This is a genomic window from Sorangiineae bacterium MSr11954, from assembly GCA_037157815.1.
In the GTDB taxonomy this organism is placed as follows: domain Bacteria; phylum Myxococcota_A; class Polyangia; order Polyangiales; family Polyangiaceae; genus Pendulispora; species Pendulispora albinea.
The window spans coordinates 10424150-10449458 of sequence record CP089984.1 but is presented as its reverse complement, the minus strand read 5'-3'; the positions used below and the strand labels follow the sequence as shown (position 1 = coordinate 10449458).

At 67.6% G+C, this 25309-nt stretch carries 20 protein-coding genes and 1 pseudogene; 19 read left to right on the top strand and 2 right to left on the bottom strand.

The window, feature by feature from the left end; translation table 11 throughout:
• Nucleotides 1-179 precede the first annotated feature (179 nt).
• The 3 genes and pseudogenes from grxD (at nt 180) to LZC94_40805 (ending at nt 1349) form a co-directional block, all read left to right on the top strand.
• Nucleotides 180-431 (top strand): annotated as a pseudogene (grxD, locus tag LZC94_40815) (Grx4 family monothiol glutaredoxin).
• Nucleotides 432-803: 372 nt separating this feature from the next.
• Nucleotides 804-1085, top strand: a complete 282-nt coding sequence (locus LZC94_40810; GenBank protein WXB20311.1) for a hypothetical protein — start codon at nt 804-806, stop codon at nt 1083-1085.
• A gap of 3 nt (nt 1086-1088) precedes the next feature.
• On the top strand, nt 1089-1349 hold the full coding sequence (locus tag LZC94_40805; GenBank protein WXB14159.1) for a BolA/IbaG family iron-sulfur metabolism protein: 261 nt from the start codon (nt 1089-1091) through the stop codon (nt 1347-1349).
• 6 nt (nt 1350-1355) lie between these two features.
• Here the strand turns inward: LZC94_40805 and LZC94_40800 are convergent, their stop codons facing one another.
• Nucleotides 1356-1988, bottom strand: coding sequence for a thioredoxin family protein (locus LZC94_40800; GenBank protein ID WXB14158.1), 633 nt, complete (start codon nt 1986-1988; stop codon nt 1356-1358).
• Here LZC94_40800 and LZC94_40795 point away from each other — a divergent pair.
• From LZC94_40795 to LZC94_40720, 16 genes are all read left to right on the top strand, one after another.
• Nucleotides 1972-2388, top strand: a complete 417-nt coding sequence (locus tag LZC94_40795) for a hypothetical protein (protein ID WXB14157.1) — start codon at nt 1972-1974, stop codon at nt 2386-2388. The genes LZC94_40800 and LZC94_40795 overlap by 17 nt on opposite strands.
• Nucleotides 2389-2872: 484 nt before the next feature.
• Nucleotides 2873-4030, top strand: coding sequence for a recombinase RecA (recA, locus tag LZC94_40790; protein WXB14156.1), 1158 nt, complete (start codon nt 2873-2875; stop codon nt 4028-4030).
• A gap of 206 nt (nt 4031-4236) precedes the next feature.
• Nucleotides 4237-4734 carry a phosphohistidine phosphatase SixA gene (gene sixA / locus LZC94_40785; protein ID WXB14155.1) on the top strand — a complete coding sequence of 166 codons (498 nt, stop codon included), beginning with the start codon at nt 4237-4239 and terminating at the stop codon, nt 4732-4734.
• 18 nt (nt 4735-4752) lie between these two features.
• Nucleotides 4753-5244, top strand: a complete 492-nt coding sequence (locus tag LZC94_40780; GenBank protein ID WXB14154.1) for a (2Fe-2S)-binding protein — start codon at nt 4753-4755, stop codon at nt 5242-5244.
• Between the two features lie 198 nt (nt 5245-5442).
• Nucleotides 5443-6330 carry a hypothetical protein gene (locus tag LZC94_40775; protein ID WXB14153.1) on the top strand — a complete coding sequence of 296 codons (888 nt, stop codon included), beginning with the start codon at nt 5443-5445 and terminating at the stop codon, nt 6328-6330.
• Between the two features lie 128 nt (nt 6331-6458).
• Nucleotides 6459-7028, top strand: a complete 570-nt coding sequence (locus tag LZC94_40770; GenBank protein ID WXB14152.1) for a hypothetical protein — start codon at nt 6459-6461, stop codon at nt 7026-7028.
• Nucleotides 7025-9823: a hypothetical protein gene (locus LZC94_40765; protein WXB14151.1), complete on the top strand. Its 2799-nt coding sequence runs from the start codon at nt 7025-7027 to the stop codon at nt 9821-9823. The genes LZC94_40770 and LZC94_40765 overlap by 4 nt, the downstream gene beginning before the upstream one ends.
• A gap of 73 nt (nt 9824-9896) precedes the next feature.
• On the top strand, nt 9897-10304 hold the full coding sequence (locus LZC94_40760) for a hypothetical protein (GenBank protein WXB14150.1): 408 nt from the start codon (nt 9897-9899) through the stop codon (nt 10302-10304).
• 141 nt (nt 10305-10445) lie between these two features.
• Nucleotides 10446-11348 (top strand): esterase, encoded by a 903-nt coding sequence (locus tag LZC94_40755; protein WXB14149.1) that lies wholly within the window; start codon nt 10446-10448, stop codon nt 11346-11348.
• Nucleotides 11349-11363: 15 nt separating this feature from the next.
• Nucleotides 11364-14141 (top strand): phosphoenolpyruvate synthase, encoded by a 2778-nt coding sequence (locus tag LZC94_40750; protein ID WXB14148.1) that lies wholly within the window; start codon nt 11364-11366, stop codon nt 14139-14141.
• Complete coding sequence (locus LZC94_40745) at nt 14138-15427, top strand: VCBS repeat-containing protein (protein ID WXB14147.1); 1290 nt, start codon at nt 14138-14140, stop codon at nt 15425-15427. The genes LZC94_40750 and LZC94_40745 overlap by 4 nt, the downstream gene beginning before the upstream one ends.
• A 74-nt stretch (nt 15428-15501) precedes the next feature.
• Complete coding sequence (locus LZC94_40740) at nt 15502-16476, top strand: RluA family pseudouridine synthase (GenBank protein ID WXB14146.1); 975 nt, start codon at nt 15502-15504, stop codon at nt 16474-16476.
• Nucleotides 16473-17027 (top strand): hypothetical protein, encoded by a 555-nt coding sequence (locus LZC94_40735; protein ID WXB14145.1) that lies wholly within the window; start codon nt 16473-16475, stop codon nt 17025-17027. Before LZC94_40740 ends, LZC94_40735 begins: the two co-directional genes overlap by 4 nt.
• 42 nt (nt 17028-17069) lie before the next feature.
• Entirely contained in the window at nt 17070-18923 is a 1854-nt protein-coding gene (locus tag LZC94_40730) for a protein kinase (GenBank protein WXB14144.1), read from the top strand.
• Nucleotides 18924-20126: 1203 nt separating this feature from the next.
• A complete protein-coding gene (locus LZC94_40725; protein ID WXB14143.1) occupies nt 20127-20696 on the top strand; it encodes a CBS domain-containing protein in 570 nt (189 codons plus the stop codon).
• Between the two features lie 24 nt (nt 20697-20720).
• The gene (locus tag LZC94_40720) at nt 20721-21413 is read left to right on the top strand and encodes a sigma-70 family RNA polymerase sigma factor (GenBank protein ID WXB14142.1); all 693 of its coding nucleotides are present in this window, start codon (nt 20721-20723) and stop codon (nt 21411-21413) included.
• A 192-nt stretch (nt 21414-21605) separates the two neighbouring features.
• Here the strand turns inward: LZC94_40720 and mfd are convergent, their stop codons facing one another.
• Nucleotides 21606-25307, bottom strand: coding sequence for a transcription-repair coupling factor (gene mfd / locus LZC94_40715; protein WXB14141.1), 3702 nt, complete (start codon nt 25305-25307; stop codon nt 21606-21608).
• Between the last annotated feature and the right edge of the window lie 2 nt (nt 25308-25309).

Below are 25309 nucleotides of genomic sequence, written 5' to 3'. Positions count from 1 at the left end.
ATTAGCCGCTGCGTTGAAAGTCGGCCGCCGCAAGCGGGGGACATCCGAAGGGCTGGCTTGACGGAACTGTCCGCGTATAGCATGGCTCGGAACATACGATGGCTGATCGAAACGACAGTTCGAACCCTACGCACCAACACATCGCTGAAATCGTGAGCGAAAACCGGGTCGTTCTCTTCATGAAGGGGAACCGCCATTTTCCGCAATGCGGATTTTCGGCGCAGGTGGTCAACATCCTCGACGAGTTTTTGCCGAGCTACAAGACGGTAAATGTGCTCTCGGACCCCGCCATCCGCGACGGAATCAAGTCGTTCTCCAGTTGGCCGACCATTCCGCAACTTTACGTCGACGGTAAGTTCGTCGGCGGCTGCGACATCGTGCGCGAAATGCGCGCATCCGGCGAGCTTGCGAGCCTTCTAGGTGGGGCAGGTGCGGCAGGTGCTGGCGGCGGGACGGCCTCCGGACCGTCCGCATCTTCCGCATCGTCCGCGGCCCCCAAGGTGACCCTGAGCCCCTCGGCCGTTCGGGCCTTCAAAGATGCGCTGGGCGGCTCCGAGGACCACCCGCGCCTTCACATTCCGTCGAGCTTCGAGCACGAGCTGTTCATCGACGAGAAGCAGCCGGGTGACATCGAGGTGGAGGCCGACGGTCTGGTGCTCCTGCTCGATCCGGGCTCCGCGCTCCGCGCCAACGGCGTTCACATCGACTTCGTCCAGGGCGAGGGCGGCGAAGCGGGCTTCAAGATCGACAACCCCAACAGCCCACCGCGCGTTCAGCCCCTGTCGGTGAAGGCGTTGAAGGCCATGATCGACCGCGGCGAGAAGTTCGAGCTGTTCGACGTGCGCACCCCCGAGGAGCGCGCCATCGCCCGCCTCGATATCGCGCGCCACCTGGACGACGCGGGGGTCGACTACCTGCAAGGCCTCCCCAAGGACGCCACCATCGTCTTTCACTGCCACCACGGCATGCGAAGCCGCGCCGCGGCCGAGCGCTTTCTCTCCGCGGGGTTCACCCGCGTCTTCAATGTCGAAGGCGGCATCGATGCCTGGTCGCGCGACGTGGACCCGAACATTGCCCGGTATTGACGTATGAGCCACCACGAAACGACGTTCAAAGGCGACGTGATCGCCGCCATCACCTCCGCCATCGAGTCGAAGATCCCGAACAGCAAGGTCGAGGTGAACGGCGCCGGCGGCCACTACACCATCGCCGTCACGTCCGTCGCCTTCTCGGGGCTCGGCCGCGTGGACGCGCAGCGCCTGGTCTACTCGGCCATCGCCCACCTGATGGCCGGCGACGCTGCCCCCGTTCACGCGGTGGACAGCTTGCGCACCATCGTGCCGTCGTAGCCTTCGTCAGTACTTCACGGTGCAGCCGTACGCCTTCGTCGACCGGACGGCGATGGGACGGCCTGCGCCGAGATCGCCCAGGGCGGCTTGCACATAGTTGACGAGTTTGCCGCCGTGCGGGGACTCGCCTTCGCCGTCGGGCGAATTGTCGATGGCGCCTTGGTAGACGAGCACACCCTGTGAGTCGATCACGAACATGTGTGGCGTATTGGTCGCCCCATAGCGCTTGCCGGTTTCACCCGTTTCATCGAGCAAAATGGGGTACGGCATGCCGTATCGCTTCTTGCCGTCGGTGTTGACGGCCAGGCCGTTTCCTTGTTTTCCAGCCGCGTTCGAGTTGATGGCGAGCCACACCACGCCCTTGGAGATCTGGTCGGCCGGGAATGTCTTGAGCGACGCCTTGGTGTGCGCTGCACGCACGAACGGGCACTCGGGGTTGAACCACTCGAGCACCACCGTCTTGCCGCGGTAGTCGTGCAAGCTCACCGTCTTGCCGTCGAGATCGCGCAGGCTGAAATCGGGGGCAGGCTTTCCCACTTCGGCCGGCTCGCCCGTCACCGCGCCGGCCGTGCCTTTGTCCAGTGCGGGACCCACGCTCGTCGGCCCCGCCGCGGAGCCGCTCGTGGTGGTGCTGCTCATGGGTTCGGGCGTGTTGCGACCACACCCCGCCACGCAAGCTGCGACAACGAAGGCCGATGCGACGAAGGTGGCGCTTCGAGAGAAGGTTTTCATGCCCGAGTTATTGCCGCATCACGCGCGCGAGGGCCAGCGCATGCCTCACCGCAAAGGGCGAGAGGCCGGTGTGCGCGCAGATTTCGGCCGGGGTGGGTGCTCGACCCAGCTGGGCTTTGAGCACACGGATCGCGGGCAACACCTGTCGAAGGCGTTCGACGCCGCTTCCTTCGTCTTCGTTCTCGACCCGCCGGCCCGCATCCTCGAGCGCCGTTATCAGGTCGTCGATCTCATCTGTCGTGACCGACAGGGAGCCCAGCGCTTCACCGACCGCGTCGAGAGACACATGATCGGAATGTCGCGCTAGCAGCTCATCGACGACGCGCTGGAGGACCGGCCGCAGGTTGCTTCCTTACTTCGAACTCAGTCCGTACAAGGCAAGTTGGCGTAGAGGTCATCGTCGGATGCGAATTCCTCCGCCGAATACTCTTCGCGCCGCCTGCTAGGTGGCGGCTCTTGCGGGATACGTGCTTCCTCAGCCTTTTGGGGCGAGGGGGTGTGGATGATCTGTTCCGCGAGGTTCATGGCCACCTTCCTAACGCAAACCATGTACCCCGTCCAATTTGGACTTGATTGAATCGTTACTTCTTGATTCCCACATTTCTCTAGTGTTTCCCAGCGTATCGCTCGCGGCTGTTGACGCGCTCGGACGCGCATGCTCCTACGCGCGTCGCCGCCCCCGCATGTGTGTAGAGTCGTCTTCATCTCTGTGCTTAGTACTAGACACCTGAACATCGGGGCAGTATGAATGTTCGCGCCAAACGCGACCCCTGTCAGAAGAGAGCCGTGCCATGAGCATTGACGAGAAAAAGGACGACAAGAACCGAGGCAAGGCCATCGAGCTTGCGGTCGCAAGCATCGAGAAGGAGTACGGAAAAGGCTCCATCATGCGGCTCAAAGACGGGCAGACGTTCCAGCCCGAGCTGCCCGTGGTCCCCTCCGGAAGCATCGGCCTCGACCTCGCGCTGGGCATCGGCGGCTACCCGCGCGGCCGCATCATGGAAGTGTACGGCCCGGAGTCGAGCGGCAAGACCACGCTCACCCTTCACGCCATCGCCAATGTGCAGAAGCAAGGCGGGGTCGCGGCCTTCATCGACGCGGAGCACGCGCTCGATCCCACGTACGCCCGTCGCCTGGGGGTGAAGACCGACGAGCTCTTGGTCTCGCAGCCCGACTTCGGCGAGCAGGCGCTCGAAATCGCCGACATGCTGGTGCGCTCCAACGCGGTGGACATCGTGGTCGTCGACTCGGTGGCCGCGCTGGTGCCCAAGGCCGAAATCGAAGGGGACATGGGCGACAGCCACGTCGGCACCCAGGCCCGCCTCATGTCGCAAGCGCTGCGCAAGCTCACGGCCACCGTGTCGCGCTCCAACTGCTTGCTGGTCTTCATCAACCAGATCCGCATGAAGATTGGCGTCATGTTCGGCTCGCCCGAGACGACCACCGGCGGCAACGCGCTCAAGTTCTACGCATCCATCCGCCTCGACATCCGGCGCATCGGCGCCATCAAGGAGGCCGCCGCCTCGAGCGATCGCAAGGACCCGATGGTGGTGGGCAATCGCACCCGGGTGAAGGTCGTCAAAAACAAGATGGCGCCCCCGTTCCGCGAGGTGGAGTTCGACATTCTCTACGGCCAGGGCATCTCCCGGGCGGGTGACATCATCGACCTCGCCACCGACCAAGGGCTGGTCGAGAAGAGCGGAGCCTGGTTCTCGTTCCAGGGGGAGCGCATCGGCCAAGGTCGCGAGAACGCCAAGACCTACCTCGAGCAGCACCCCGAGCTCATGGACCGGCTCGAGCACATGATCCTGCAGAAGCACGGCGTAAAGCGCATCGGCGCCCCCGATCCCGCCCCCGCCGGCAAAGACTCGCCGCACAAGGACGACCCCAAGGCCAAGGCCGAAGGCGCCAAGCGGCCCCCGAACGGGGCGCCGACCAAGGTGCACTGAGCTTCGCTTTCTTGTTTCTTCTTTCTCTTCCCGTATCCCGTGCGCGTGGACGTAGGCCGTGCCCCCGGTGCCTCGTCTTCCCATTCCCCCCCAGTTTGCCGATGGCCGGATCGGTCACGGACACGCGCACGGGGCATGCGGGCTTAGGACCGGGCCCATACCGGACCGTCGGGACAGCGCGCGGGAGATGATATAAGCGTCGAACCATGAAGCTCTACGTCATGAGGCATGGGCCGGCGGAGGACTCTGCCCCGAGCGGCCGGGACGACGATCGTGCGCTGACCGTTGCCGGGCGTGAGCGGGTGCGGCAGGTGGCGCGGGCGCTGATCGCCGAGGGCGAGGTGCCCCGCGTGATTCTCACGAGCCCGCTCGTGCGCGCCGTGCAGACGGCGGAGATTGTCCACACCGAGTGCCAGCTGGCGGCGCCCATCGAGACCCGGCGCGAGCTGGCCATGGGGGCGCGAGTCCTCGAGTTGGTTCGGGAGGTATCGGCGGCTCGCCGCAAGCGCGTGATGCTCATCGGGCATCAACCGGATCTCTCGGGACTGATTGGCGAGCTGGTGGGACTGCAGATCAACGTCGAGAAAGCGATGGTCGTATCCGTTCGCATCAAGAGCGAGGAGGCCCCGCGCGTTCGGTTCGTGCTCGATCCCAAGGCGCTCCAGTTCTTGCGGCGTCCGGGCAGCAGTCGCACGCCGGCTTGATGCCGCTATACTGAACCCGTGCACGCCAAGGTTCGCATCGCCGGGGCCGATGTTGCGTTCGATGCACCCGAGGGGGCCAACCTCCTCGAGGTGCTTCAATCGAACGGGTATCCCATTGCCACGTCGTGCGGAGGGGTCGCATCGTGTGGCTTGTGCAGGCTCACCGTCGTGCGCGGCGCCGAGTCGCTGTCGCCCATTCGACCGCAAGAGCTCGTGCACCTCGGGAATGTCGCCAAGATCGTGGGGTTACGTCTCGCCTGTCAGTCCCGCGTATCGGGCCCGGGACCCATCGTCGTCCAGGTGCCCGAGGTGGAGGTCGTAGAGGAACGAAAGCGCCGCAAGGCGGAGCGCCTGCGGGGGGAGGCCGCATCGTCCCCGTGGCCCGAGCGTGGCCGCGACGAGTTCCCCCCCTCGTCCAAGCGCTCGATGCGAGGTAGCAGCGAGGGGGCGCGAAGTGAGCGCATCGAATGGCGCCCTCGCATCTTGGACAAACGAGACGACCGTGGGTGAAGAGAGCCCCGCCGTTGGCCTGGTCCGAGTCCTGCGTCAAGGGAAAACACCAAGAGTATATTTGACTACATTTACCTACCACAAAAAGGGTGGTTTGGGGGTAAATGGCCTCACGACCATGTGCTTGAAATTGCTTAGGTAATTCCGCTTCCTTGACAACCCGGGACCCATTTCCTAGTTCGCCCTGTAGGACATCACATGGGCGCCCGGAACGTACTGACGCTGCAGCCGACCGCGTGGGGCATGTCCCATGAGCGGCCCTCCAACGGCGCGCGCAGCAAAACCCTGGCGCGTCCCATGGGGGCGGTAGCCATCCGCATGCCGGAGCGGATGAGCGCGCAGCTCTCTCATCTTTTTCCGTCGGCGTCACCGCACATCTTCATCCACGAGGGCGCGCGGCAGGCGCTCGAGCGGCGCTTGATGGCGGCTTACCCGGGACCGGTCAGTCTGGCGATCACCGACAACCGGCACTCGATCGTGTCGCACTGCTGGGAGCGAGGCATGCTCCGCGCCCGCGTGCACCACATGTTCTTGGACGCGCCGCCGAGCATCGTGAACGCGCTCGTGCGCTACGTGACCCACAGCGATCGCGACTCCAGCCTTCGCATCGGGCACTACATCGAAGAGAACGGCGGTCGCTTGGCGCGCCGCTCGCGGCACCAGAAGCTGGTCACCGCGGGCGAGCATCACGATTTGCTTTCTCTTTTCGATGACTTGAACGCGCGCTACTTCGACAATTCGGTCAACGCGCTCATCACGTGGGGCAAGGCCGGTCGCAAGCCCGCCAAGCGAACCTCGCGTCAGACCATCAAGCTGGGAAGCTACAGCGCAACCGAGCGCCTGATTCGCATCCACCCGGCGCTCGATCGGGCCTGGGTTCCCCGCTACTTCGTGGCGTACATCGTCTATCACGAGATGCTCCACCACGTGATCCCGGCCAAGTCGAGCGAGCGGCACCGCAAGGGTGGCGAGGGCCACCGGCAGCTTCATCCACCGGAGTTCCGCGAGCGCGAGAAGGACTTCCGGCACTTCGAGCGCGCACTTCGTTGGGAAAAGGCCCACATCGGGCGTTTGCTCCGCTCGTAGCGCCGCCCCGCCTCCGTCGAATCATGCGCGCGTTCGCGCGCGTCCCCCTGCCGTGAAGGGTCTGATAAAAGGTGGGGATGCGAAAAAGCTGGACGATATGGGGCGCTTGGTTCGTTGGGGCCTCGGTCATGCTTGCTTGTGCGCAGAACGCCAACACCGCGGGGGCGACCGGTGCGACGGAGGCGAAGGGCTCACCTTCTTCTTCTTCTTCTTCTGGAACCGAGAGCCCGGATGTCGCGAGCGCGCCCGCTGTTGCGCCGGCGCATCGCGATGTGACCCCGGTTGCAAAAGGAGCAAAAGGGGACCCGGCGGTGGCGTTGCGCGAGGGCGAGGGTGCCCCCGGCGCAGCACCCCCCGCGGGCGGCGATGCGGCCAAGACGCGGCGGCCCTTTGCCAATACGCCGCAGGAGGCTACGTCGTACATCGATGAGGCCGTGGAGACCCGTCATGCCGAGGTGGAGACCTGCGTGGCCGCCGCGCGGGAGCGTCGCAAGACCCCGCACGCCGAGATCCGGGTCGAGCTCGGGATCGATCAGGAAGGGACCTTGATTGGCGTGAAGGCGCCGAAGGGTTCGCCCGAGGACAAGGTGCTCCTCGACTGCATCCGCGGCGCGCTGTCCGGTGCCGCGTTTCCACGGAGCAAGGCGGGGGTCATTACCCTGAAGAAGACCTTTTCGGACCAAGTCATTCGACGATGAAGCTTTTCGTGCGGTGTGCGTGGATGGTGGCAGCGTCGCTCGCATGGGCCTGCGGCGGCGGCAAGGCCCGGGAGCCCCTGGGTGTCTCTCCTTATGACACGCGGCCGACACCGTCGGGCGACGTGAAGGTCTCCCGGCCCGAGCTGGAGTCGTATCGGATTACGACCGTACCCGAGCGAACGCTTGGACCCTTCCTGGCGCGCCGCGATGCCGCCGCCATGGTCACGTACATGATCGTGGAGGCCGGCGGCCGAAAGATCATCGCCCAGCCGCTGGCGGCCGAGAGCGGAAGGCCCTTCGCCACCGCGCGCGTGGTGGCCGCCGCCGCCGGCGAGGTCGATATGCTGACCTTGCGTGCCACCTCCGGGAACCGCCCGGGGTTCGTGGCGCTCTGGACCTCGTTGACCGAACGCGGCGAATCGATTCAGCTCGTGGGCATCGCCGACGATGGCGCACCGCGCGGGCAATCGATCGAGGTGGCCCGCACCAACGACAACATCGTATGGGTCGAGGTCATCGCCACACCGCGCGGCGCCATCTGCGTCTGGGCGGAAGAGACGCGCGACCAGGCCGCCAACATCCTCGGCGTGGCGCTCGATCCCGATGGCCGCCCCCGCGGGGTGCCGACCCCGCTCGCCAAAGGCGTGGTCGGCTGGCAAGCCGTTCCGACCACCATGGGCGCCGGGCTCGCGCTGGTCACGCGCGGCTCGGACAAAGCTGGCGCGGACAAGGCCGACAAGGTCGGCTCGGACAAAGCTGGCGCGGACAAGGCCGGCTCGGACAAAGCTGGCTCGGACAAAGGGAACCTCCTTTGGATGAAGCTCGACGGCGACGCTCGTCCCATTGGCGCGCCGGAGGCGATCGCACCGCGCGCGTTCGTGGGCACGGACGTCGACGTGGCCAAGGTCGGCGACGCCTGGGTCTTCGCGTGGACCGATCGATCCGGATTCGATCCGCAGATCATGACGGCGGCGTTCGATGAGCGCACCGGCCCGCGCCCCCCGGCTCCGGCGGTGACGTCCATTGGAGGTGCCCGGCTGGTGGGCCTCGTTCCGAGCGCCAACGGCGAGACGGCTGCGCTCGCGTGGGACGAGTCGGGTCGAACGGGGCGCTCGGGCCGCCTTCACGTGACCAAGTTGGATCCATCCGGAAAGCTGGTGCAGGACGCGACGGCCACTCTGGACGTCCAAAGCGATACCCCGCCGGTGCTCGTGCCCGCGGGCCGCGGGATCGGCCTGCTCGTCAACGGGCGCGCGTGCCAGTCCACGCTCGCGGCGGAGGCATGTGCCGCCTTGTCGCCCATGCCCATGTTCGTGCGGCTCGACGAAAAGTTCGCCCCGGTGCAGTCGGAGGCCATGCGCCTTCGCGAGCAACGCGACGCACCGCTGGCGTGGGGGCTCCAGTGCAGCAAGCAGGATCCGGGCGACTGCTTGGCGCTCGCGGCCATCCCCGACGCGGGGACAGCGCAGCCCACGACCCAGGTGCAAGCCGTTCACTTGGCGCCCCGCGCGTCGGCTTACCGCGCGCCCATCTCGACCCCGCTTGCGCCCGACGCGCCGCGTCCGCTCACATTGACCACCATCGCCGCGCACGATGCGTTCACCGATCTGGCGGCCGCGCGCATGGGCGATGGAACCTTGCTGGCCCTGGTCTCGGCGCCGCCCGCGGCCGAAGAGCGCCCCAAGTCGAAAGCGGGACCCGCGCCCGCCGCGCTCAATCGCCCGCGCGATCGCGAGCGCGGATCGAAGGCGGTGGCCGCACAAATTCCGGTCGCGCCATCGGGCGACACCATCCGCCTGTTCGAGCTCGACGCCAAAGGCGTGGCCGCGCGCGATAAGCCGCCCGTGGTCACCAATCGCGCGCTGAGCGTGGGCGGTGTCGCCTTGGCGGCGGGCGGCTCGGCCGACGAGGCGGCGATCGTCTGGGTGGCGCGCGATGGCGGCGAGCCGCAAGTGCACATGGCGCGCGTGGATCGTCATGGAAAGAAGCTGCGCGAGCAACAGCTCACCACCGGCAAGGGCGACAAAAGCGACGTGGCCGTCGGCTGGGTCCAAAATGGTTGGATCGTCGCGTGGGTCGATGCGCGCGATGGCAATGGAGAGGTGTATGCGGCGCGCGTCTCGCCGGAGCTCAAGGTGTCATCGCTCGAGCGCATCACCCGCGCGCCGGGCGACGCCAGCGATCTGACCTTGCTCGTGCAAGGCGATCGCGTGTGGCTCGCCTACTCCGATCCGCGCGATAGCCCCCACGATGGATTCGCCGACGTGTACGTGGCGATCCTGCGAGGAAACGATGGCAAGCGCACGGAGGAGGCGCGCGTGCTCGCGACCGCAGCGCACTCGCGTTCGCCCGCGCTGGCGCCGTCGGGCGATGGCGTGGCCGTCGGTTGGATCGAGGAGGCGCCGATGGGGACGGAGCCGAGCAACTCTGCCGCGTACGGCGCCATGGTGGCATGGCTGGACGCGAGTGCCAGGCCCGCGCGCGAGCCAGTCCGAACCGGCGGCATGGGCCCGGGCTTTCCAACGGCTTTGATCTTCGAAGGCCGAGGCGCCGATGCCTCCGCCAACGCACCTTTACGCGCGGTGCTTGCCCGCAGCACCCGCGACGATCTTTCGCTGGATGCAGTGGAGCTTTCGCTGCACGGGAGCGCCCCGCCCCGCGTCTTTCCTTTGCTTGCGTTGAGCGGCCCACCTTCGCTCGACATCTCGCTCGCGTTTCTCCGGGGGACGCTTTTTTACAATGACGGTTTACCCGAAGAAGAACGCGTGAGGCGGCTTACGGTCGGATGGAAATAAAGTTCGAAACGTCTTCCTGCCGGCGACCGATGTGCACGTGGGTGGAATGGAAGTATCGTCAAGAGAGGACGCCATGGGCATCGACCGAATCGGGAAAGGAGGGCCCACACTGCCGACGACTACGACGGCGGAGGTGGGAAAATCAGGGCAGTCCTTCGAGGCCACATTGGCCGAGAAGGTCGACAAAGCCGACAAAGCCGAGAAGGCAAGCTCGGTTGGTGCCGTGGAGGCGACCGCCACCTCTCCCTTGGAGAGGCTTCGCGCGGGTCAAATCGATCTGAATGGCTACCTCGACTTGAAGGTCCACCAAGCGGTCTCGCATTTGTCTGGAACCGGTGGCCTTGGCGGTCTGTCTCCCCAAGCGCTCGACACCATCAAGCGCGCGCTCCGCGAGCAGCTCGCCACCGATCCCACCTTGTCGGATCTGGTGAAGGGGGCCTCGGGGCAAACACCGGCCTTGCCGGGTGCCGAAGGCACGTGACGGATGATTTCCCGCCGCGCCCTTCTCGTTTCGAGCATGGGGGCGTTGACGGGATCGTTGGCGAGCGCGGCTTGCCGGCGCGATGCATCGAAAAAGCCCGAGAAACCAGAAGAAATTCGTTCGCCTGAACGACCCGCCGCGTTGGCGGAGCCGCAGCCGGCGAGCGATGCTGCCGTGGAAGCGGACGGCGATGCGGCGCGAGCCAGCGCCGACGGCGGCAGCACGGGCGTGACCTTGCTCGAGTGGGTCATGCCGAGCCCGATCGAGCGAGCGGTGATCCTGGTGCCGCGCGGACCTACGCCGGAGCAACGATTTCCGGTGGTGATTGCGCTGCATGGTCGCGGTGAGGCGATGAAAGGCCCCGCGCTCGGCGCGATGGGATGGCCGCGCGATTATGCGTTGGAGCGCGCATTCGCACGCATGGCATCGCCGCCGTTGGTCGAGCAGGACTTCGAAGGGCTCGTGGAGAACGCGCACCTCGCGGAGATGAACCGCGCGCTGGCCGCGCGACGCTTTGGTGGCTTGATCGTAGCCTGCCCGTATGTGCCGGACATCGATCTGTCCAGTGCCGAAGCGATGAACGACTACGGCAAGGTGCTCGCGACCGAGCTCCTTCCGCGCGTGCGAAAAGAAACGCCCGCGCTCGCGTCGGCGGAGGCAACGGGGATCGACGGCGTATCGCTCGGGGGCATCGTGGCGTTGCGCGTGGGGCTGGGCAGACCGGAAGCGTTCGGCGCCGTGGGCGCGCTGCAGCCTGCGATTCGCGATTCGGCGGCCGGCGCGGCCGAGCTGACGGAGCTGGCCAAGAGCGCACGCGGGCGCCGGCCGGCCATGAAATTGCGGCTCACCACGAGCGAACGGGACAGTTTTCGCCGCGCCGTGAACCGCACCCACGAAGCATGGCGTGCGTCGGGCATCGCGCATGATTTTGCCGTCTTGCCGGGGCCGCACGACTACGTGTTCAACCGCGGGCCTGGCGCCTTGGAGCTACTTTTTTGGCACGACCAAGTGCTCGCACGCGGTGAGGGACGAACAACCGAGTAATATCGGCGACTCCCCATGTCGTCGCCCTGGCTTACCTCGCTCGAGACCCTCGCCCGCAAACGCGGCGGCGACGACGCGCGCGCCATCGGCGGCAAGGCCGCGCGCTTGGTGTGGCTGGTCAAGCACGGCTTTCCCGTCCCCGAAGCGTGGATCATCGGGCAGCAAGCCTTCCAAGCCACCTTGCGCGAGCTCTCCCCCGGCTGCGATCCGCGCTCCTTGCTCCGCGCCGCCGGCGGCCGCAGCGGCTCCACCCGCGCCGCCGAGGCACGCCAGGAGCTCCTGAATGCCCCGCTGCCCAAGGGCCTCGAGGAGGAGCTCGACGAGCTGTGGCAGACCGTGGGACCCAACGCGCCCTGGGGTCTGGCCGTGCGATCGAGCGCCACCTGCGAAGATGGCGCCTTGGTGTCCATGGCGGGGTTGGCCGAGACATGCCTGGCGGTGCAAGGAAAAGAGGCGCTGGCGCACGCGGTGCGTGAGGTGTGGGCCTCGATCGCCTCGGGCCGCGCGCTCGCTTACCTGGCGGCGCACGGTGTTCGCGACGTGTCGATGGGCGTGGTCGTCCAGCGCATGGTGCAGGCCGAGGCGGCGGGCGTCATGTTTACGAGGGCGCCCGAGCCGGGCGGGCTGACGAAGGATCAGCGCATCGTCAATGCGGCGGTGGGACTGGGCTCTCCGGTGGTCGATGGCGTGAGCACGCCCGACATGCTGCGCATCGATGCCCACGGTCGCCTCATCGAGGCGGTGATCGCACGAAAGCTGCGCGCCTTGGTGGTCGTCGACGGCACCATGCAGGAGATCACCGTTCAGGAGCCGGATCGTCCCGCGCTCGGGCCCGCCCGGGTCGAGGAGCTCGCCGACGTGGCCTCGCGCCTGGAGAAGCTCGACGTGGGGCCATGGGACGTGGAGTTCGCCTGCGACGCGGAGCGCACGTGGGTGGTGCAGGCGCGTCCCATCACCGGCCATGGTTTTCCCGAGGGCGGCAACGAGCTCACCGTGTGGAGCAATGTCAATGTGGGCGAAGCGCTCCCTGGAGTCGCCACGCCGCTCACATGGTCGGTGGCGGGCGACTTCAGCGAGGCAGGCTTTCGCCGCGCCTTCGCGGCCCTCGGCTGCAGCGTGCCCCGCCATGCGCGCCTCGTGGGCAACGTGTACGGCCGCTTCTATTTGAACCTGACGCAGTTCATGCGCATCGCGGCCCAGGTGCCATGGCTCGATCCGCGCACCTTGGTGGAGCTCGCGGGAGGCTCCGGCGGCGAAGAGGTGGCGCACCAGGTGGCCGACGTCTCGCGGCGCGGCTTCTACGCGCGCTTTCCGCTGACCGCCTCGCGCCTGTTGCGCGAGCAGCTCCGCCTCGACGCCGACGTGAACGCCTTCGAGGAGGCGGCGACCAAGGCCGAGAAGGCGCACAACGCGCTCGATCTGGCGATCCTGCCCGACGAAGGCCTGGCCCGCACGATCCGCGATGTGCAGGGGCTGCTCGAGCGCACGGGCACCGTGATGCTGACGTGCGCCTCCAGCGCGCTGGGGACGCACTTGGCGCTGAAGGCCGTTCTGTCGCAGGTGGCGCAGCCTGGCCAATCGGGGCGCCTGTTCTTGCCGGCCACCATCGGGCCGCTGGCGGCGGAGCGATTGGCGCAGGCGCTCACCGCGGGCATCCGCGATCTGGAGAGCGCGCGCCCGGCCATCGGCATGATGCGCATCGCGGAGCTGGCGCGGCGCGAGCCGATGGCGTTCGCGGCCATCGACCGCGAGTCGACGGTGGGGCTCGACGCGATCCCCGACGGCCCGACCCGCCGCGCGCTGCAAAACTTCCTCGAGCTGTACGGCGATCGCGCCGTGCGCGAGGCGGAGCTCTCGACCCCGCGCTGGCGCGAGGACGTGCGGCCCGTGCTCACCATGCTCCGCGTGGCCATCCGCGGGCAGGTGCGCGAGGTGGAGTCATCGCTCGCCCGCGCCCGCGCCCACGCCGACGCCGAAATGATAAAGCTGATGCCGCGCCTCGGCATCTTCGAGCAGACGCTGCTGCGGCACCTGGTGGCGCGCGCCCAAAAGGCGGCGCGCCTGCGCGAGCGGATGCGCACCTGGGTGACGCGCGTGCTGGGCATGCTGCGCGAGGTCTTCCTCGACGCGGACCGGCGCCTTCTGCGGCTCGCGCCGGAGCTCTTGCAAGATCAGCTCGCGCTGCAGGCGTCGCGCTCGCCGCTGGCGGGCATGCACAGCGTCTTCTTCCTCACCGTGGACGAGATCGTGCGCGCCCTCGAAATGTCGCGCCGCGATCTGGCGCCGCTGGTGCGCGCGCGGCGTGCGGATTTTGCGCGCGATCAGGCGCGCCCCGATCCGCCGGCGACCTTCATTGGCGCGCCGCCGCCGGTGGTGCTGCCTCCATCGGGCGGCGATTTGCTCCGCGGGGTGCCCGCGAGCGCCGGCGTGGTCGAGGGGCGGGCGCGCGTGATCATCGGCGCCGAGCGCATGGGCGAGCTCGAGCCGGGGGAGGTGCTGATCGTGCACACCACCGACGTGGGCTGGACCCCGCTCTTCCTCATGGCCGCCGGGGTGGTGACCGAGCTCGGCGGGCCGCTCTCGCACGCGGCGGTGGTGGCGCGCGAGTTCGGCGTCCCCAGCGTGGTGAGCGTGGTGGGGGCGACGCGCGTGATCCGCACGGGCGATCGGGTGCGCGTGGACGGTGATCGGGGCGTGGTGGAGCGGCTGCGGGACGCGACGTCGCTGCAGTCGCCGGCGCCGCCCCCCATCGTGAGGAGCTCGGACGAGGGGTGGGCTGGGAGCCGCGAATGAAGGAAGCCTACTCGGAGCGAGGCGCTGCAGTTCGGGTGCTCTTGTCGTTTGGTGTGATTGTGGCCGTGCTCGCCCTGGCGATTGGAGTCGCAAAGATCATCCAGGGAAATTCGTCCACGGCGGGCAAGCCGGAGGGCGCAGGTGACCACGACGGCGCGAGCTCGCCCGCATCGGACGCCGGGGACTCGGAGCCCGACGCCGGCCCATCGGAGGCGGACGACGCGGGCACCGATGCCTCGCGCGGCGAGACGCTTTGCGAGGGCATCGCCAAGGAAATCGAGGCCACGGCGGCGCGCAAGCTGGGCGCGGAGCTGGCGGACGCCTCCGGCTGGCTTCTGCCGGATCTGTTCCGCGATGCGCACTGCGTGGCCGCGCGCTCGGGCGGCATCTGGGCGATGGTCCCCTCCGGGGTGCGCCCCAAGGACGCGTCGGCCGAGATCGAGGTGCTCTGGGACGTGGTCTACGTGTCGGCAAAAGGGGAGCGCATGGCGCTGCCGCAGCCGCCCTTCGTGTCGAGCGTGGATCGCTCGCTCGATCTGGAGCAGCCCACCGTGTTCGATTTCGACGGCGATGGCCAAGACGAGGTGCTCCTCACCGGCTCCAGCTGGGTGCGCGACGGAGCCTCGTCGCCTTATGGGCGCATGTGGACCCTCAAAGGAGGAAAGAAGATCGAGCCCTACGCGCGCGCCCCCGAGTTCGGTTCCGTCGAAGACATCGACGACGACGGACGGCCCGATTTGCTCACCAACGGTCCCTACGTGCTCGAGGCATCCCCCACGCTCGCCGCCTGCGGCGTCACCGAGCGACGCATCGCCGGGCCGTTGCTGGTGCTCCATTCGCTCCCCGACGGCAGCTTCGCGGCGGCCGACGACCACGCCATGGCGTACGCGAAAAAAGCCTGCCCCGCCCGGCCCAAGTCGATCCTGACCTCCGCGAGCGGCGACGCCGCCGCGCCGGGCGCCGACAGCGTCGACACCGTGGCGTGCGCGCGCCTTTGGGGCATGAGCGAAGCCGACTTGACGGCCTTGGTGAACAAGGAATGCCGCGCGCTCCGCCCGCTGACCGACGCGGGTGCTCGCCCGCTCGACACGGCCCGTCCGCTCGATGCAGGCGCCCGCCCGTCCGACGCGGGTGCTCGTTCCGCCGACGGCGGGGGCGAGGGCCGTGACCCGCGTGATCCGCGCGACACCAGCGGCAAAGCCTCGTGCTCGGGCGAAATCGTATGCGACGATTGGGCCCTCTTCCGCCCGTGGTTGCACGCCAAGCCGCCCCTTTTGCTCAAATAGGGCTTCGACCGAAACGCGGAACGCGAAAACGCGACCGAGCGAAAAACGCGAAAAACGCGACCGAGCGACCGAACATGCGATGGATTGTGCGCGAAGGAGATCCGAAGACGGTGGCGGCCATCGTGGCCGCCGCGGGCGGTGATGCGCGCGCCCTCGACGATGGCCGCGTCTTCGTGGGGCGCCGCCGCGCTCTCCGCGGCGATGAACCGGTGAAGCCCGGCGACGAAGTGCGCATCGCCCCCGTGCGCGATCCGAGCACGCGGCCCGGCGAAGGCGATGTGCGCGTGCTCCACCGAACGCGCGACTGGCTGGCGCTCGACAAGCCCCCCGGCATGCCGACCATCCCCGACCACGGGGGCACCAAAGGCACCTTGCTCGCGCACGCCGCGCGCATCGTCAAAATGGACGCGGCGGCCGTGCACCCCACCTCGCGGCTCGATCGCGACGTGAGCGGGGTGGTCGTTTTCGCGCTCACACCCTGGGCGCGCGAGATGGCCAAACGCGCACGCGACGAGGGCAGCTACGAACGCCGTTACGTGGCCATCGCCGCCCAGGCGCCGGAGCCCGCGGAGGGGATATGGGCTTTTCCCATCGGGCGCGCCCCCGATCCCCGCTACCGCGCGGTGGACGGCAAAGAGGCCACCCACGCCGAAACCGCCTTTCGCACCGTGGCGCGCGCGGGGCCTTTTGCGCTCTTGGCGATCGCACCGCGCACGGGCCGCACCCATCAGATCCGCGTGCACGCCAGCCACGCCAAGGCGCCGCTGGTTGGCGACCGCATCTATGGCGCCGGGCCCCGGATAAGTTTGCCGTCGGGGCGGGTTCACGAGGTCACGCAAATCGCCCTTTTTGCCGCACGCGTTCGCCTTGGCGGCCTCCTCGAGGCGTCCGCTAGCACACCCGCGCAAAACGCCGCGGGCGGATTACCAGCCCCAGGAAGCTTCAGCCTCGGCGAAGGAAAGCTCCGGGACCTATGGACGATGCTTGGCGGCGACGCGCGTGCATGGGATACCGCTGTGTCGTGCGTTCTTGGTCGACCATCGTCTTGAGCTTGGTATTCGCGGGCATCGTCTGGGTGCTGGCGGTCCTCTCCGGCACCACCGCCGAAGCAGGCGGCACCAAGGCAGACGCAGCCCTCGCCCGCAAGACCAGCGACACCACGCCCTTCGACCCCAAAAAGGCGCGCTACGCACCGGATCCGCCGGCCCTGTCCGAACGCCGTCAATGGATTTTCGACCTGCGGTATGACCATGGCGATGTGTTTCTGCTGGGAATGCACGAGGTGGCGCTCCCGGCCCCCCAGGCCACACCCCGGGTCATGGGGCGCTTTGCCATCGAGCTCTACGAGGGCCCCACGGTCATCGAGCGCGCCCGATTCGACTTCCCGCTCCTCGTGAACGCCGGCATCGACGGCGGCACGGACGCCGGGCGGGAGCGGAATCGGGTCGATTTCGACGCGAAGCTGGTCAGCCGCATCGGCGTCATGTTCCCGGCTACCGCGCGCGGCACGCGGCTCGAGCTCTGGGACCGCGGGACGGATCAGCGCTGGTCGCTCCCTTGGCCGCCGACCGACACCCGGAAGGACGCTGGCGCGCCCTAACTAATTTCTGCCGCGCGGCACCAGCTGTGCGATTCTTGCGCCGTGAATTCTCCGGATAAAGGCGCCGAGGGGCTCGTCGGTCAGACCATCGGGGGTCGATACAAGGTCGTTCGCGTGCTCGGCGAAGGGGGGATGGGGGTCGTCTACGTGGGCGAGCAGATGCTCGGCGGGACCGTTCGCAAGGTCGCCATCAAGACCCTGCACCCGCACCTGTCCCACGACCCGAAGATCCTCGCCCGATTCGAGCGCGAGTGCGGCACCATCGCGGAGCTTCAGCACCCGAACACCATCCAGGTCTACGACTTCGGCAAGACCGATGACGGCATCCTGTACATCGTCATGGAGTTCGTGCAGGGGCAGAGCGTGGCCGAGGTCCTCGAGAAGGAAGGACCGATGCCCCCGCCGCGGGTCGAGAAGATCCTCACGCAGGTGGTGGGCTCGCTCGAAGAGGCGCACCAGCACGACATCGTGCACCGCGATTTGAAGCCCGAGAACGTGGTCCTCTGCGATCGCGCCGGCCAGAAGGATTGGGTCGAGGTGCTCGACTTCGGCATCGCCAAGCGCCAGAAGGAAGAGGACAAAGAGGAGCGCAAGCTCACGCAGGCCGGGATGGTGCTCGGCACCCCGCCCTATATGAGCCCGGAGCAGTTCACGGGGCGCCCCATCGACGCGCGCAGCGACATTTATTCGCTCGGCATCATGGCGTACGAGATGCTCACCGGGCGCCTGCCCTTTCACGGAAACACCGCCTACGAGTGGGCGACGCAGCACATGGTGCAGCCCCCCGCGCCCATCGAGACGCAGCCCATGGGCGCCCGCGTTCCGCAGTCGATGCGCAACGCGATCACGCGCGCGCTGGCCAAAGATCCCGCGCAGCGCTTTCCCACCGTGCGCGAGTTCCTCGATGCCTTCAGCGGCAACGGCAGCAAAGAAGCACCCGCGCCGCCGGGCGCCGCGCTCCCTTATGCGGCGACCGCCGCGCTGGGCGCCGCTGCTCCGCAGTTTGGTCCTCCCGGCGCCGGCCCCAATGCTTCGGGGGGCTACAGCACCGCGCCCGGCGTCTCGGCGGGTTATGTGACCGGGCCATCGCCCGGCTACAACACCGGCGATCTCGGCGCGGTGTCGCCGCGCGGGCGGACCGAGATTGGCGCGCAGGTCGATGTGCCGGGTGGCTATGGAGCGCCCCCGCCGCAGCAAGGCTTCCAAGGCGCGGCGCCGGCCATGCCCCAGCAAGCCATGCCCCAGCAATATGGGGGCCCTCCCCCGAACGCGGGCTATCGTCCACCCGCGCAGCCGCGCACAGAGGCCAAGGGAGGGCGCACGGGGCTCGTCGTGGGCATCCTGGTGGTGGCGCTGCTCGCGTGCGGCGTGGCGGTGGCCGCGGGGCTCGGCGTCTTCAGTGGCGGTGGAAGCGCGAAGCCCGCCGACTCGAACATCTTCGGGCCCGGATCCGGTGGAACGCCCAGCGCGACGCCAACACCTTCCGCAACGCCGGAGCCGAGTCAGGCCGCGAGCACCCCACCGCCCACGCCTCCAACGCCATCGGTACCACCGTTGAACACGACGCCGACGACGCCCACGAGATCTCCAGGTGGTAGCGGCGGCACGCCAACCAAGCATCCGGGAGGTGCTAAAGATGCAGGCGCCGTCACTGTGCCGCCGGGCTTCCCCACTGTCATCCCCACGGTGATCCCGACCCAGCCACCGCCGCCCGTGACCACCACGCCGCCGCCGCCCGTGACCACGCCGCCCCCGCCGCCGGTCACCCGTCCCGGCGAGCCCCCGGAGTGCGCCGCAGCGCGTGTTTGGTGCGCGCGCGCGGGGACCGACAGCCGTGCTGCAACGATGTGTGCCAATCAAACAGCCGCGTGCAAAAGCAAAGGTGGCAATCCGTGACGCGTGCTCGTTTTCGTGCAGTCGCCCTCGTAATGTGCGTGGTTGGCGGAGTGTCGTTGGTTTCCGCGTTTGGCACGGGGTGCAAAAAGCAAATTGACATCACGTCCGTCGACTCCGGAACGGCGGTGGCGGATCCGGCTGTCACGAATGCGACCACGCAACCGGGTGCGGTCAAAGACGACCATCCAGCCGCCAGTGCGAGCGAGCCGGATGCACCGCTGGCCCCTCTCGCCACCCTGACGCCGCCGCAGGGCGATTCACGCAAACCGCCGAGCGGTCCGTCGGCGAAGCCGAAGCCGCCGGCGTCGGGCACGCCCTCTACGAATCCCGGGAAAAAGCCGACGGATCCCGCTCCGTCACCTGGTCCCTCACCGGGCCAGGGGTCCGGCGCGCAGCCACCCGAATGCGCCCAGGCGGCGAGGTTTTGCAGTCATCCCGCGTACGCGACCGATTCGGCAATAAAAAATCTCTGTGACACAAAAAAGGCCGAATGTAAGGCCAAGGGCGGCCATCTTTAGGGTACTGCCTCAGGCACGGAAGGTTTGCCGGGACTGGGGTGGTGAGCCAACGGCGTAGCCGCGGCCGCCACATGTGGCGGCGGCTGCAACGCCGGAAATTAGCCCGGAACGTCGGCCCCGATAAACCAATTGTTGCCAATTAATGCCGTAACGAAGATAGCCAATCAGCAATCTGGCCATTGCTATTGGCTTTTATTGTCGCTCGCGAATCGCGAGTAGCGCCGTTCGGGTGCAAACCCGTGATGTCCGAACGGCAGCTTCCCGGCCACGCCGATTTTCCGCTTGTAGCCGCGCAAGCCACGCATTCTGTAGCCGTTGGTGCAACGATCGATGCCCAAGTCTCCCTTCTCACCTGAACATCCGCACGCGAACAGCGCCACGGCCGGCCATTGCGGGAACCTCCTTCGCAAATGCCTTCACGAATACCGATTTGCAACGTTTACGCGAAGTTTTGCCGGACGGCGAAGGACGCGGAGAGTTGTTTCGTCTGGCGTGCGATCGCCCTTCACTTTTCTATAGGTCGTTCTTACGATGCAACCCGTACTCATGAATTGACATGAGAGGAGGGGTGAAAACCTGTGCTGGTGACCAGTCGAACGACGGTTCCCGTCGTCGAGTCGTTGGGGCGCGCCCTGCGCGTGAGTGGTGACGTCGTTCCCACGAAGCCCGTGCGAAACGAGTCAACATGACCTCTTACAATCACGCTTTCATTCCAGGGAGTCTCCGCGAAATCCCGGAGCTCCAAGACCCACGACGTACGAGCCAAGTCTTCGAGAAAGACGACGACCGCAAGGTCGGAATGAAGGCTCGGGCGTCGATCGCGTCGATCAAGGCGGTGGACATCATGAATCCAGCGCCGCCCACCGTTCGCGCATCGTCCAAGATTCGCGCGGCGGTGGACATTCTGCAATCGCTCGAGGTCCGCTACCTGCCGGTCGTCGATGATGACGAGACGCTGGTCGGGCTCCTGAGCGATCGTGAGCTTCGCACCATTCGAATCCCATACTTCGTCGGCAACGAGTACGTCGGCAGTCTGCAGGAGGCGCTCAGCATGAACGTGGCGCGGCTCCTCCTCGGCGTCGCACCGCGGGTCGACATCGACGCGGACACCACCGACCTGATGGCGCTCATGGCCCATCACCGAGTCGGAGCCCTTCCCGTGACCCACAAAAACGGGAAGCTCGTAGGAATCATCACGTATTTGGACCTTTGTCGCGGGCTCTCTCGCGAAACCGCGGCTTTCGTCGCCGTGTGAGCGCGGGGAGCGAAGAAATCACCCATGGCATGCGCCGATCTCTCCTTGGTCCGCCGCGCCGTCGCCGGCGAAGCGGGCGCTCTCGACTTGCTCGTTCAAGCGCTCCGCCCCCATATCGAGCGCCAACTCCAGCGCTACCCCGTGAGCGATGAAGACCGGCGCGATCTTCTGCAAACGACCTTGATTCAGATCACGCGCCGCCTCGGCTCGTTCCGAGGCGACGCGAGCTTCTCCACCTGGCTTTATCGGGTCACCGCCAACGAGGCGCTCATGGTCATGCGCTCCCAGCGCCGCCATCGCGCCCGCCACGTCGAGGGGATGGACCTCGAGGAGCTCGGCTCGTTCCCCCTGTCGCACATGGCCGAAGTTCCCGATCTCGTCGAGGCGCGCGCCGCCAACAACGAGCGCGACGAACAAGTCCGCCACGCCCTCTCCGAGCTGACGGAGAACGAGCGAAACGTGGTGGTCCTTTATTACCACTTCGACTTGGGCCTCGACGAAATCGCCGCCCAGCTCGACACCAGCCCGAGCGCCGTTCGCTCCCGCCTGCACCGCGCCCGCATCCGTCTTCGGGCGCTGCTCGAGTCCACCCCGCTCGCGGACGAGTTCCGCGAAGGCGGACAGGCCGCGATGAAGGCGTCCGTGCTGGCCAAGCGGCGCATGCGGATGCCTCATTCGCTTTCTTCGGCTCCGGCCGAGGCACCTCTCGTAGCCTGACAGCGCACGCGGCGCTGGGAGCCAGGCCTCGAACCTTGCTACGCTGCGTCTCCCGTGCACGTCACCGAATACGTCTTCTTCGGCCTTGCAGTGCTGATCCCGCTCGGCGGCGGGGCGCTCCTGCTCTTTCTCATCTCGCGCAGCAAAAAACCGTAGCTCGGGCGGGACCTTCGCCCGAGCGCGAACACCGCATCACGCCTTGAGGCACTTGCCGAGATCGTGCAAGAGCGCCTCGGCGTTGGTGAGGCCGTTGCCTTGCCCATCGAAGCGGCGGGACAGGCGCATATCGGGGGTCAGCCGATAAGGGCTGCGGGGCGAGCGCACCAGCTCGAGGATTTTCTTCGGATCGAGCGGCGTGTCCTCGCGCAAGTGGAGCGTGACCGTTTGCGCGTTGGCTTCGCAGCCGAGGGCGCGCAAGCGGCGCAGCTCCGTCTTGATGGACATGAGCTGCACCAACCTCCGCGCGTCGTCGGGCGGCGGGCCGAAGCGGTCCTCCATCTCTTCGGCGATCTCCGCGACGTGCGCTTCATCCATGGCGCTCGCGAGCCGCTTGTAGAGCGACAGCCGCACGCCCACGTCGCTCACGTAATCTTCGGGCAAGAGCGAGGGCACGTCGAACGACAGCTCCGGATCCACCTCGTGCACCACCGGCTCGCCGCGCAGCTCGTGCACCGCCTCCTCGAGCATCTGGCAGAAGAGGTCGAAGCCCACGCTGGCCACATTGCCCGATTGCTCGCCGCCCAACAGATCACCGGCGCCGCGCAGCTCGAGATCGAGCGACGCGATTTGAAAGCCGCTCCCCAGCTCGGTGTGGCGCTCCAGCGCCTCGATGCGGGCGCGCGCGTCGTCGCTCATCTTCTCCGGCGGCGGGACGACCAAGTAGCAATACGCGCGCTCCTTGGAGCGACCCACCCGTCCGCGGAGCTGATAGAGCTGCGCCAGACCGAAGAGATCGGCGCGGTCGATGATGATCGTATTGGCGCGTGGAATATCGAGCCCGCTCTCGACGATGGCCGTGGCGGCCAGCACGTCGTAGCGCCCCTCCACGAAGTCGAACATGGTCTGCTCGAGGGCCCCGTTCTCCTGCGCGGTGCCGCCCTTGGTCATCTGCCCGTGGGCCACCGCGATGCGCGCTTGCGGCACCAGCTCCGCCAGGCGTCCGGCCTTTTCGTACAGCCCCTCGATGCGGTTGTGAACGTAGAACACCTGGCCGCCGCGCGAGAGCTCCCGGGTCACCGCCTCGCGAATGACCTGCTCGTCGAAGCGGGTCACCAACGTGCGCACCGCGCGCCGATCGACGGGCGGCGTGGTGATGAGCGACAGATCGCGCAGCCCGGTGACCGCCATTTGCAAGGTGCGCGGGATGGGCGTGGCGGTGAGGGTGAGCACGTCGACCTGCACGCGGATTTGCTTGATCCGCTCTTTGTGCGTGACGCCGAAGCGCTGCTCCTCGTCGACCACGAGCAGCCCCAGATCTTTGAAGTGAATGTCCTTCGAGAGCAGCCGGTGGGTGCCGATGACGATATCGACCTTGCCCTCTTTGAGCCGCGCGACCGTCTCGTCCTGCTCCTTCTTCGTCTGGAAGCGGCTCATCGACGCGATGGTGATGGGGTAATCGCGCATGCGCGCTTCGAAGGTGCGGAAGTGCTGCTGCGCGAGCACGGTGGTCGGGCAGAGCAGCGCCACCTGCTTTCCGGCCATGGCCACCCGGAACGCGGCGCGCAGGGCGATCTCCGTCTTGCCGAAGCCCACGTCGCCGCAGACCAGGCGATCCATCGGGCGCGCCTCGTCCAGATCGCGGTTCACCTCGGAGATGGCGCGCTGTTGATCCGGCGTCTCGTCGAAGGGGAACGTGGCCTCGAAGGCGCGGTAATCGTCGTCGATGGGGTCGTGCGCGTGGCCCGGCTGCGCCTTGCGCTCGGCGTAGAGGCGCAAGAGCTCGTCGGCCATTTGCCGCACGGCTTTTTGCACGCGCGCCTTGGTGCGGCTGAAGGTGCTGCCGCCCAGGCGATCGACCTTGGGCTGCGCGTTCTCGCCGCCCGAATATTTTTGGATTTGATTGAGCCGATACGCGGGGAGGTACAGCTTGTCGCCGCCGCCATACTCGACGACCAGGAGATCGACGGTGTGGCCGCCCACCTCTTTGTGCACCAGCCCGAGGTAGCGCCCGATCCCGTGCTCCACGTGAACGACGAAATCGCCCACATTCAGGTTTCGAAGATCCTCGAGGAACGGGCGGGTGGGATCGGTGGCGCGGCGCTCCTTGCGGCGGTGCGCACGCGCGCCGAAGATCTCCTCTTCGGTGACCAGCACGACGCCCTCGGCGGGGAGCAGCGCGCCGCGTGAGAGCGGGCCGACGATGATCTGCGCCATCTCGGCGCCGCTCGGATCGGCGAGCCACGCGGGATCGAAGGTGCCGAGCCTGGCGGTGCACGAGATGCCCTGGTGATGCAAAAGGGACGTGAGGCGCTCGGCCTGCGTCTGGGCGCGCGCGGCGATGAACACGCGCAATCCGTGCTCGCGCCAGTAGCGGATGCGGCGCACCAGCGGCGCCAAGGTGGCGGATTTGCCCTTGGACGCGCGCGCCATTTTCACGGCGCGCGCGAGATCGTCGTGATCGCGCGAGGCGAGATCGAAGGGCTCGGCGATGGCCGCGAAGGCCGCGAGCCCGCCGGAGGTGGCCTCTCCGAGGACGGGGGTCGCGTGCAGGGTCACCACGCGCCGGCGCGTGAGCTCGCCGGCGGCGGAGGGCTCGTCGATGTAGAAGGCGGACGGCGGAAAGTGCGGCCTCTGGCCGTAGTTGGTGGCGTCGTCTTGGGCGCGTTCGAGCTCGTCGCGCACGGCGGCGGTGATGGCCGCCGGATCCTCGAGCACCACCACCGCGTCGTCGCCGAAGAACGAGACCAGCGGGGACAGCTCGGGGTAGTACGCGGGCAGAAAGCCGTCGGCGCCGAAGAAGGCGCGGCCGCTCACCACGTCCTCGGTGAGCGCGCGCGTCTTGGTGGTGGGCCAGTCGATGGACTCGGCGAGCTGCACCACGCTCGCGCGCGCCCGCGCCGTGGCCTCGCGGGTGAGCACGCCCTCGCGTGCGGGCGGGAGCCACACATGGGGGAAGGTGACGTCTTTGCCAGAGGTCTTGAGGGTGCGCTGCTCGTAGGGGTCGAACGACTTGATGGAGATGACCAAGTCGCCATACAGCTCGATGCGAAGGGGCGCGTCGCTGCTCGGGGGCCACACGTCGACCAGCGCGCCGCGCACGGCGAACGAGCCGGGATCTTCCACCACCGGCACGCGGATGTAGCCAGCCTCCGATAGCTTGACGACCAGGAACTCGCGATCGAGCTCCTCCTCCGCGACGATTTTCGTGGTCGCCGCCCGCACGGCCTCGGCGGGCACCACCTTGCGGACCAGCGCGTTCGCCGGGATCGCCAGCACCCGCCATGGCAGGTGCGCCAGATGAAAGAGCGTGGCCATGCGGCTCATCGACGCACGCCGATCCGGGTTCACATCGGCATACGGAGACGACTCGTGGCTCGCATAGAGGAGCACATCGCCGAGCGCGGCCTCCTCGGCGCGCGCATCGTCGGGGGCGCCGCGAAGGAGAAAGGCGCAGTCTTGGGCGGCGCGGCGGGCGCCGTCGAGATCCGACGCGATGTAAACGATGCGCTTCGTTCCCGCGTGGGCCATGGCGGAGACCAGCGCGGCGCCGGAGCATCCCTTGACCCCGGCGACATCGACGCGCCCCGCAGGTCGGTCGGCCACCCGCGCGGCGACGTCGCGCAGGCGCGCGGCCACGATGCCCTCCGGCGGGAGGATCGGTTCGAGCGGTGCTTCCGTGGCATGGTCCGGTACGATCGCGGATCGGTCCGCTTCATCGTGGTTCTGCACGCCCATGA

What these genes read in the sequence shown, in the direction of transcription:
- LZC94_40805 (WXB14159.1), top strand. Translation starts at nt 1,089, where the DNA reads ATGAGCCACCACGAAACGACGTTCAAAGGCGACGTGATCGCCGCCATC.
- LZC94_40765 (WXB14151.1), top strand. Translation starts at nt 7,025, where the DNA reads ATGAAGCTTTTCGTGCGGTGTGCGTGGATGGTGGCAGCGTCGCTCGCA.
- LZC94_40720 (WXB14142.1), top strand. Translation starts at nt 20,721, where the DNA reads ATGGCATGCGCCGATCTCTCCTTGGTCCGCCGCGCCGTCGCCGGCGAA.
- LZC94_40740 (WXB14146.1), top strand. Translation starts at nt 15,502, where the DNA reads ATGCGATGGATTGTGCGCGAAGGAGATCCGAAGACGGTGGCGGCCATC.
- LZC94_40800 (WXB14158.1), bottom strand. Translation starts at nt 1,988, where the DNA reads ATGAGCAGCACCACCACGAGCGGCTCCGCGGCGGGGCCGACGAGCGTG.
- LZC94_40770 (WXB14152.1), top strand. Translation starts at nt 6,459, where the DNA reads ATGCTTGCTTGTGCGCAGAACGCCAACACCGCGGGGGCGACCGGTGCG.
- LZC94_40775 (WXB14153.1), top strand. Translation starts at nt 5,443, where the DNA reads ATGGGCGCCCGGAACGTACTGACGCTGCAGCCGACCGCGTGGGGCATG.
- LZC94_40725 (WXB14143.1), top strand. Translation starts at nt 20,127, where the DNA reads ATGACCTCTTACAATCACGCTTTCATTCCAGGGAGTCTCCGCGAAATC.
- LZC94_40760 (WXB14150.1), top strand. Translation starts at nt 9,897, where the DNA reads ATGGGCATCGACCGAATCGGGAAAGGAGGGCCCACACTGCCGACGACT.
- LZC94_40810 (WXB20311.1), top strand. Translation starts at nt 804, where the DNA reads ATGATCGACCGCGGCGAGAAGTTCGAGCTGTTCGACGTGCGCACCCCC.
- LZC94_40750 (WXB14148.1), top strand. Translation starts at nt 11,364, where the DNA reads ATGTCGTCGCCCTGGCTTACCTCGCTCGAGACCCTCGCCCGCAAACGC.
- recA (WXB14156.1), top strand. Translation starts at nt 2,873, where the DNA reads ATGAGCATTGACGAGAAAAAGGACGACAAGAACCGAGGCAAGGCCATC.
- mfd (WXB14141.1), bottom strand. Translation starts at nt 25,307, where the DNA reads ATGGGCGTGCAGAACCACGATGAAGCGGACCGATCCGCGATCGTACCG.
- LZC94_40745 (WXB14147.1), top strand. Translation starts at nt 14,138, where the DNA reads ATGAAGGAAGCCTACTCGGAGCGAGGCGCTGCAGTTCGGGTGCTCTTG.
- sixA (WXB14155.1), top strand. Translation starts at nt 4,237, where the DNA reads ATGAAGCTCTACGTCATGAGGCATGGGCCGGCGGAGGACTCTGCCCCG.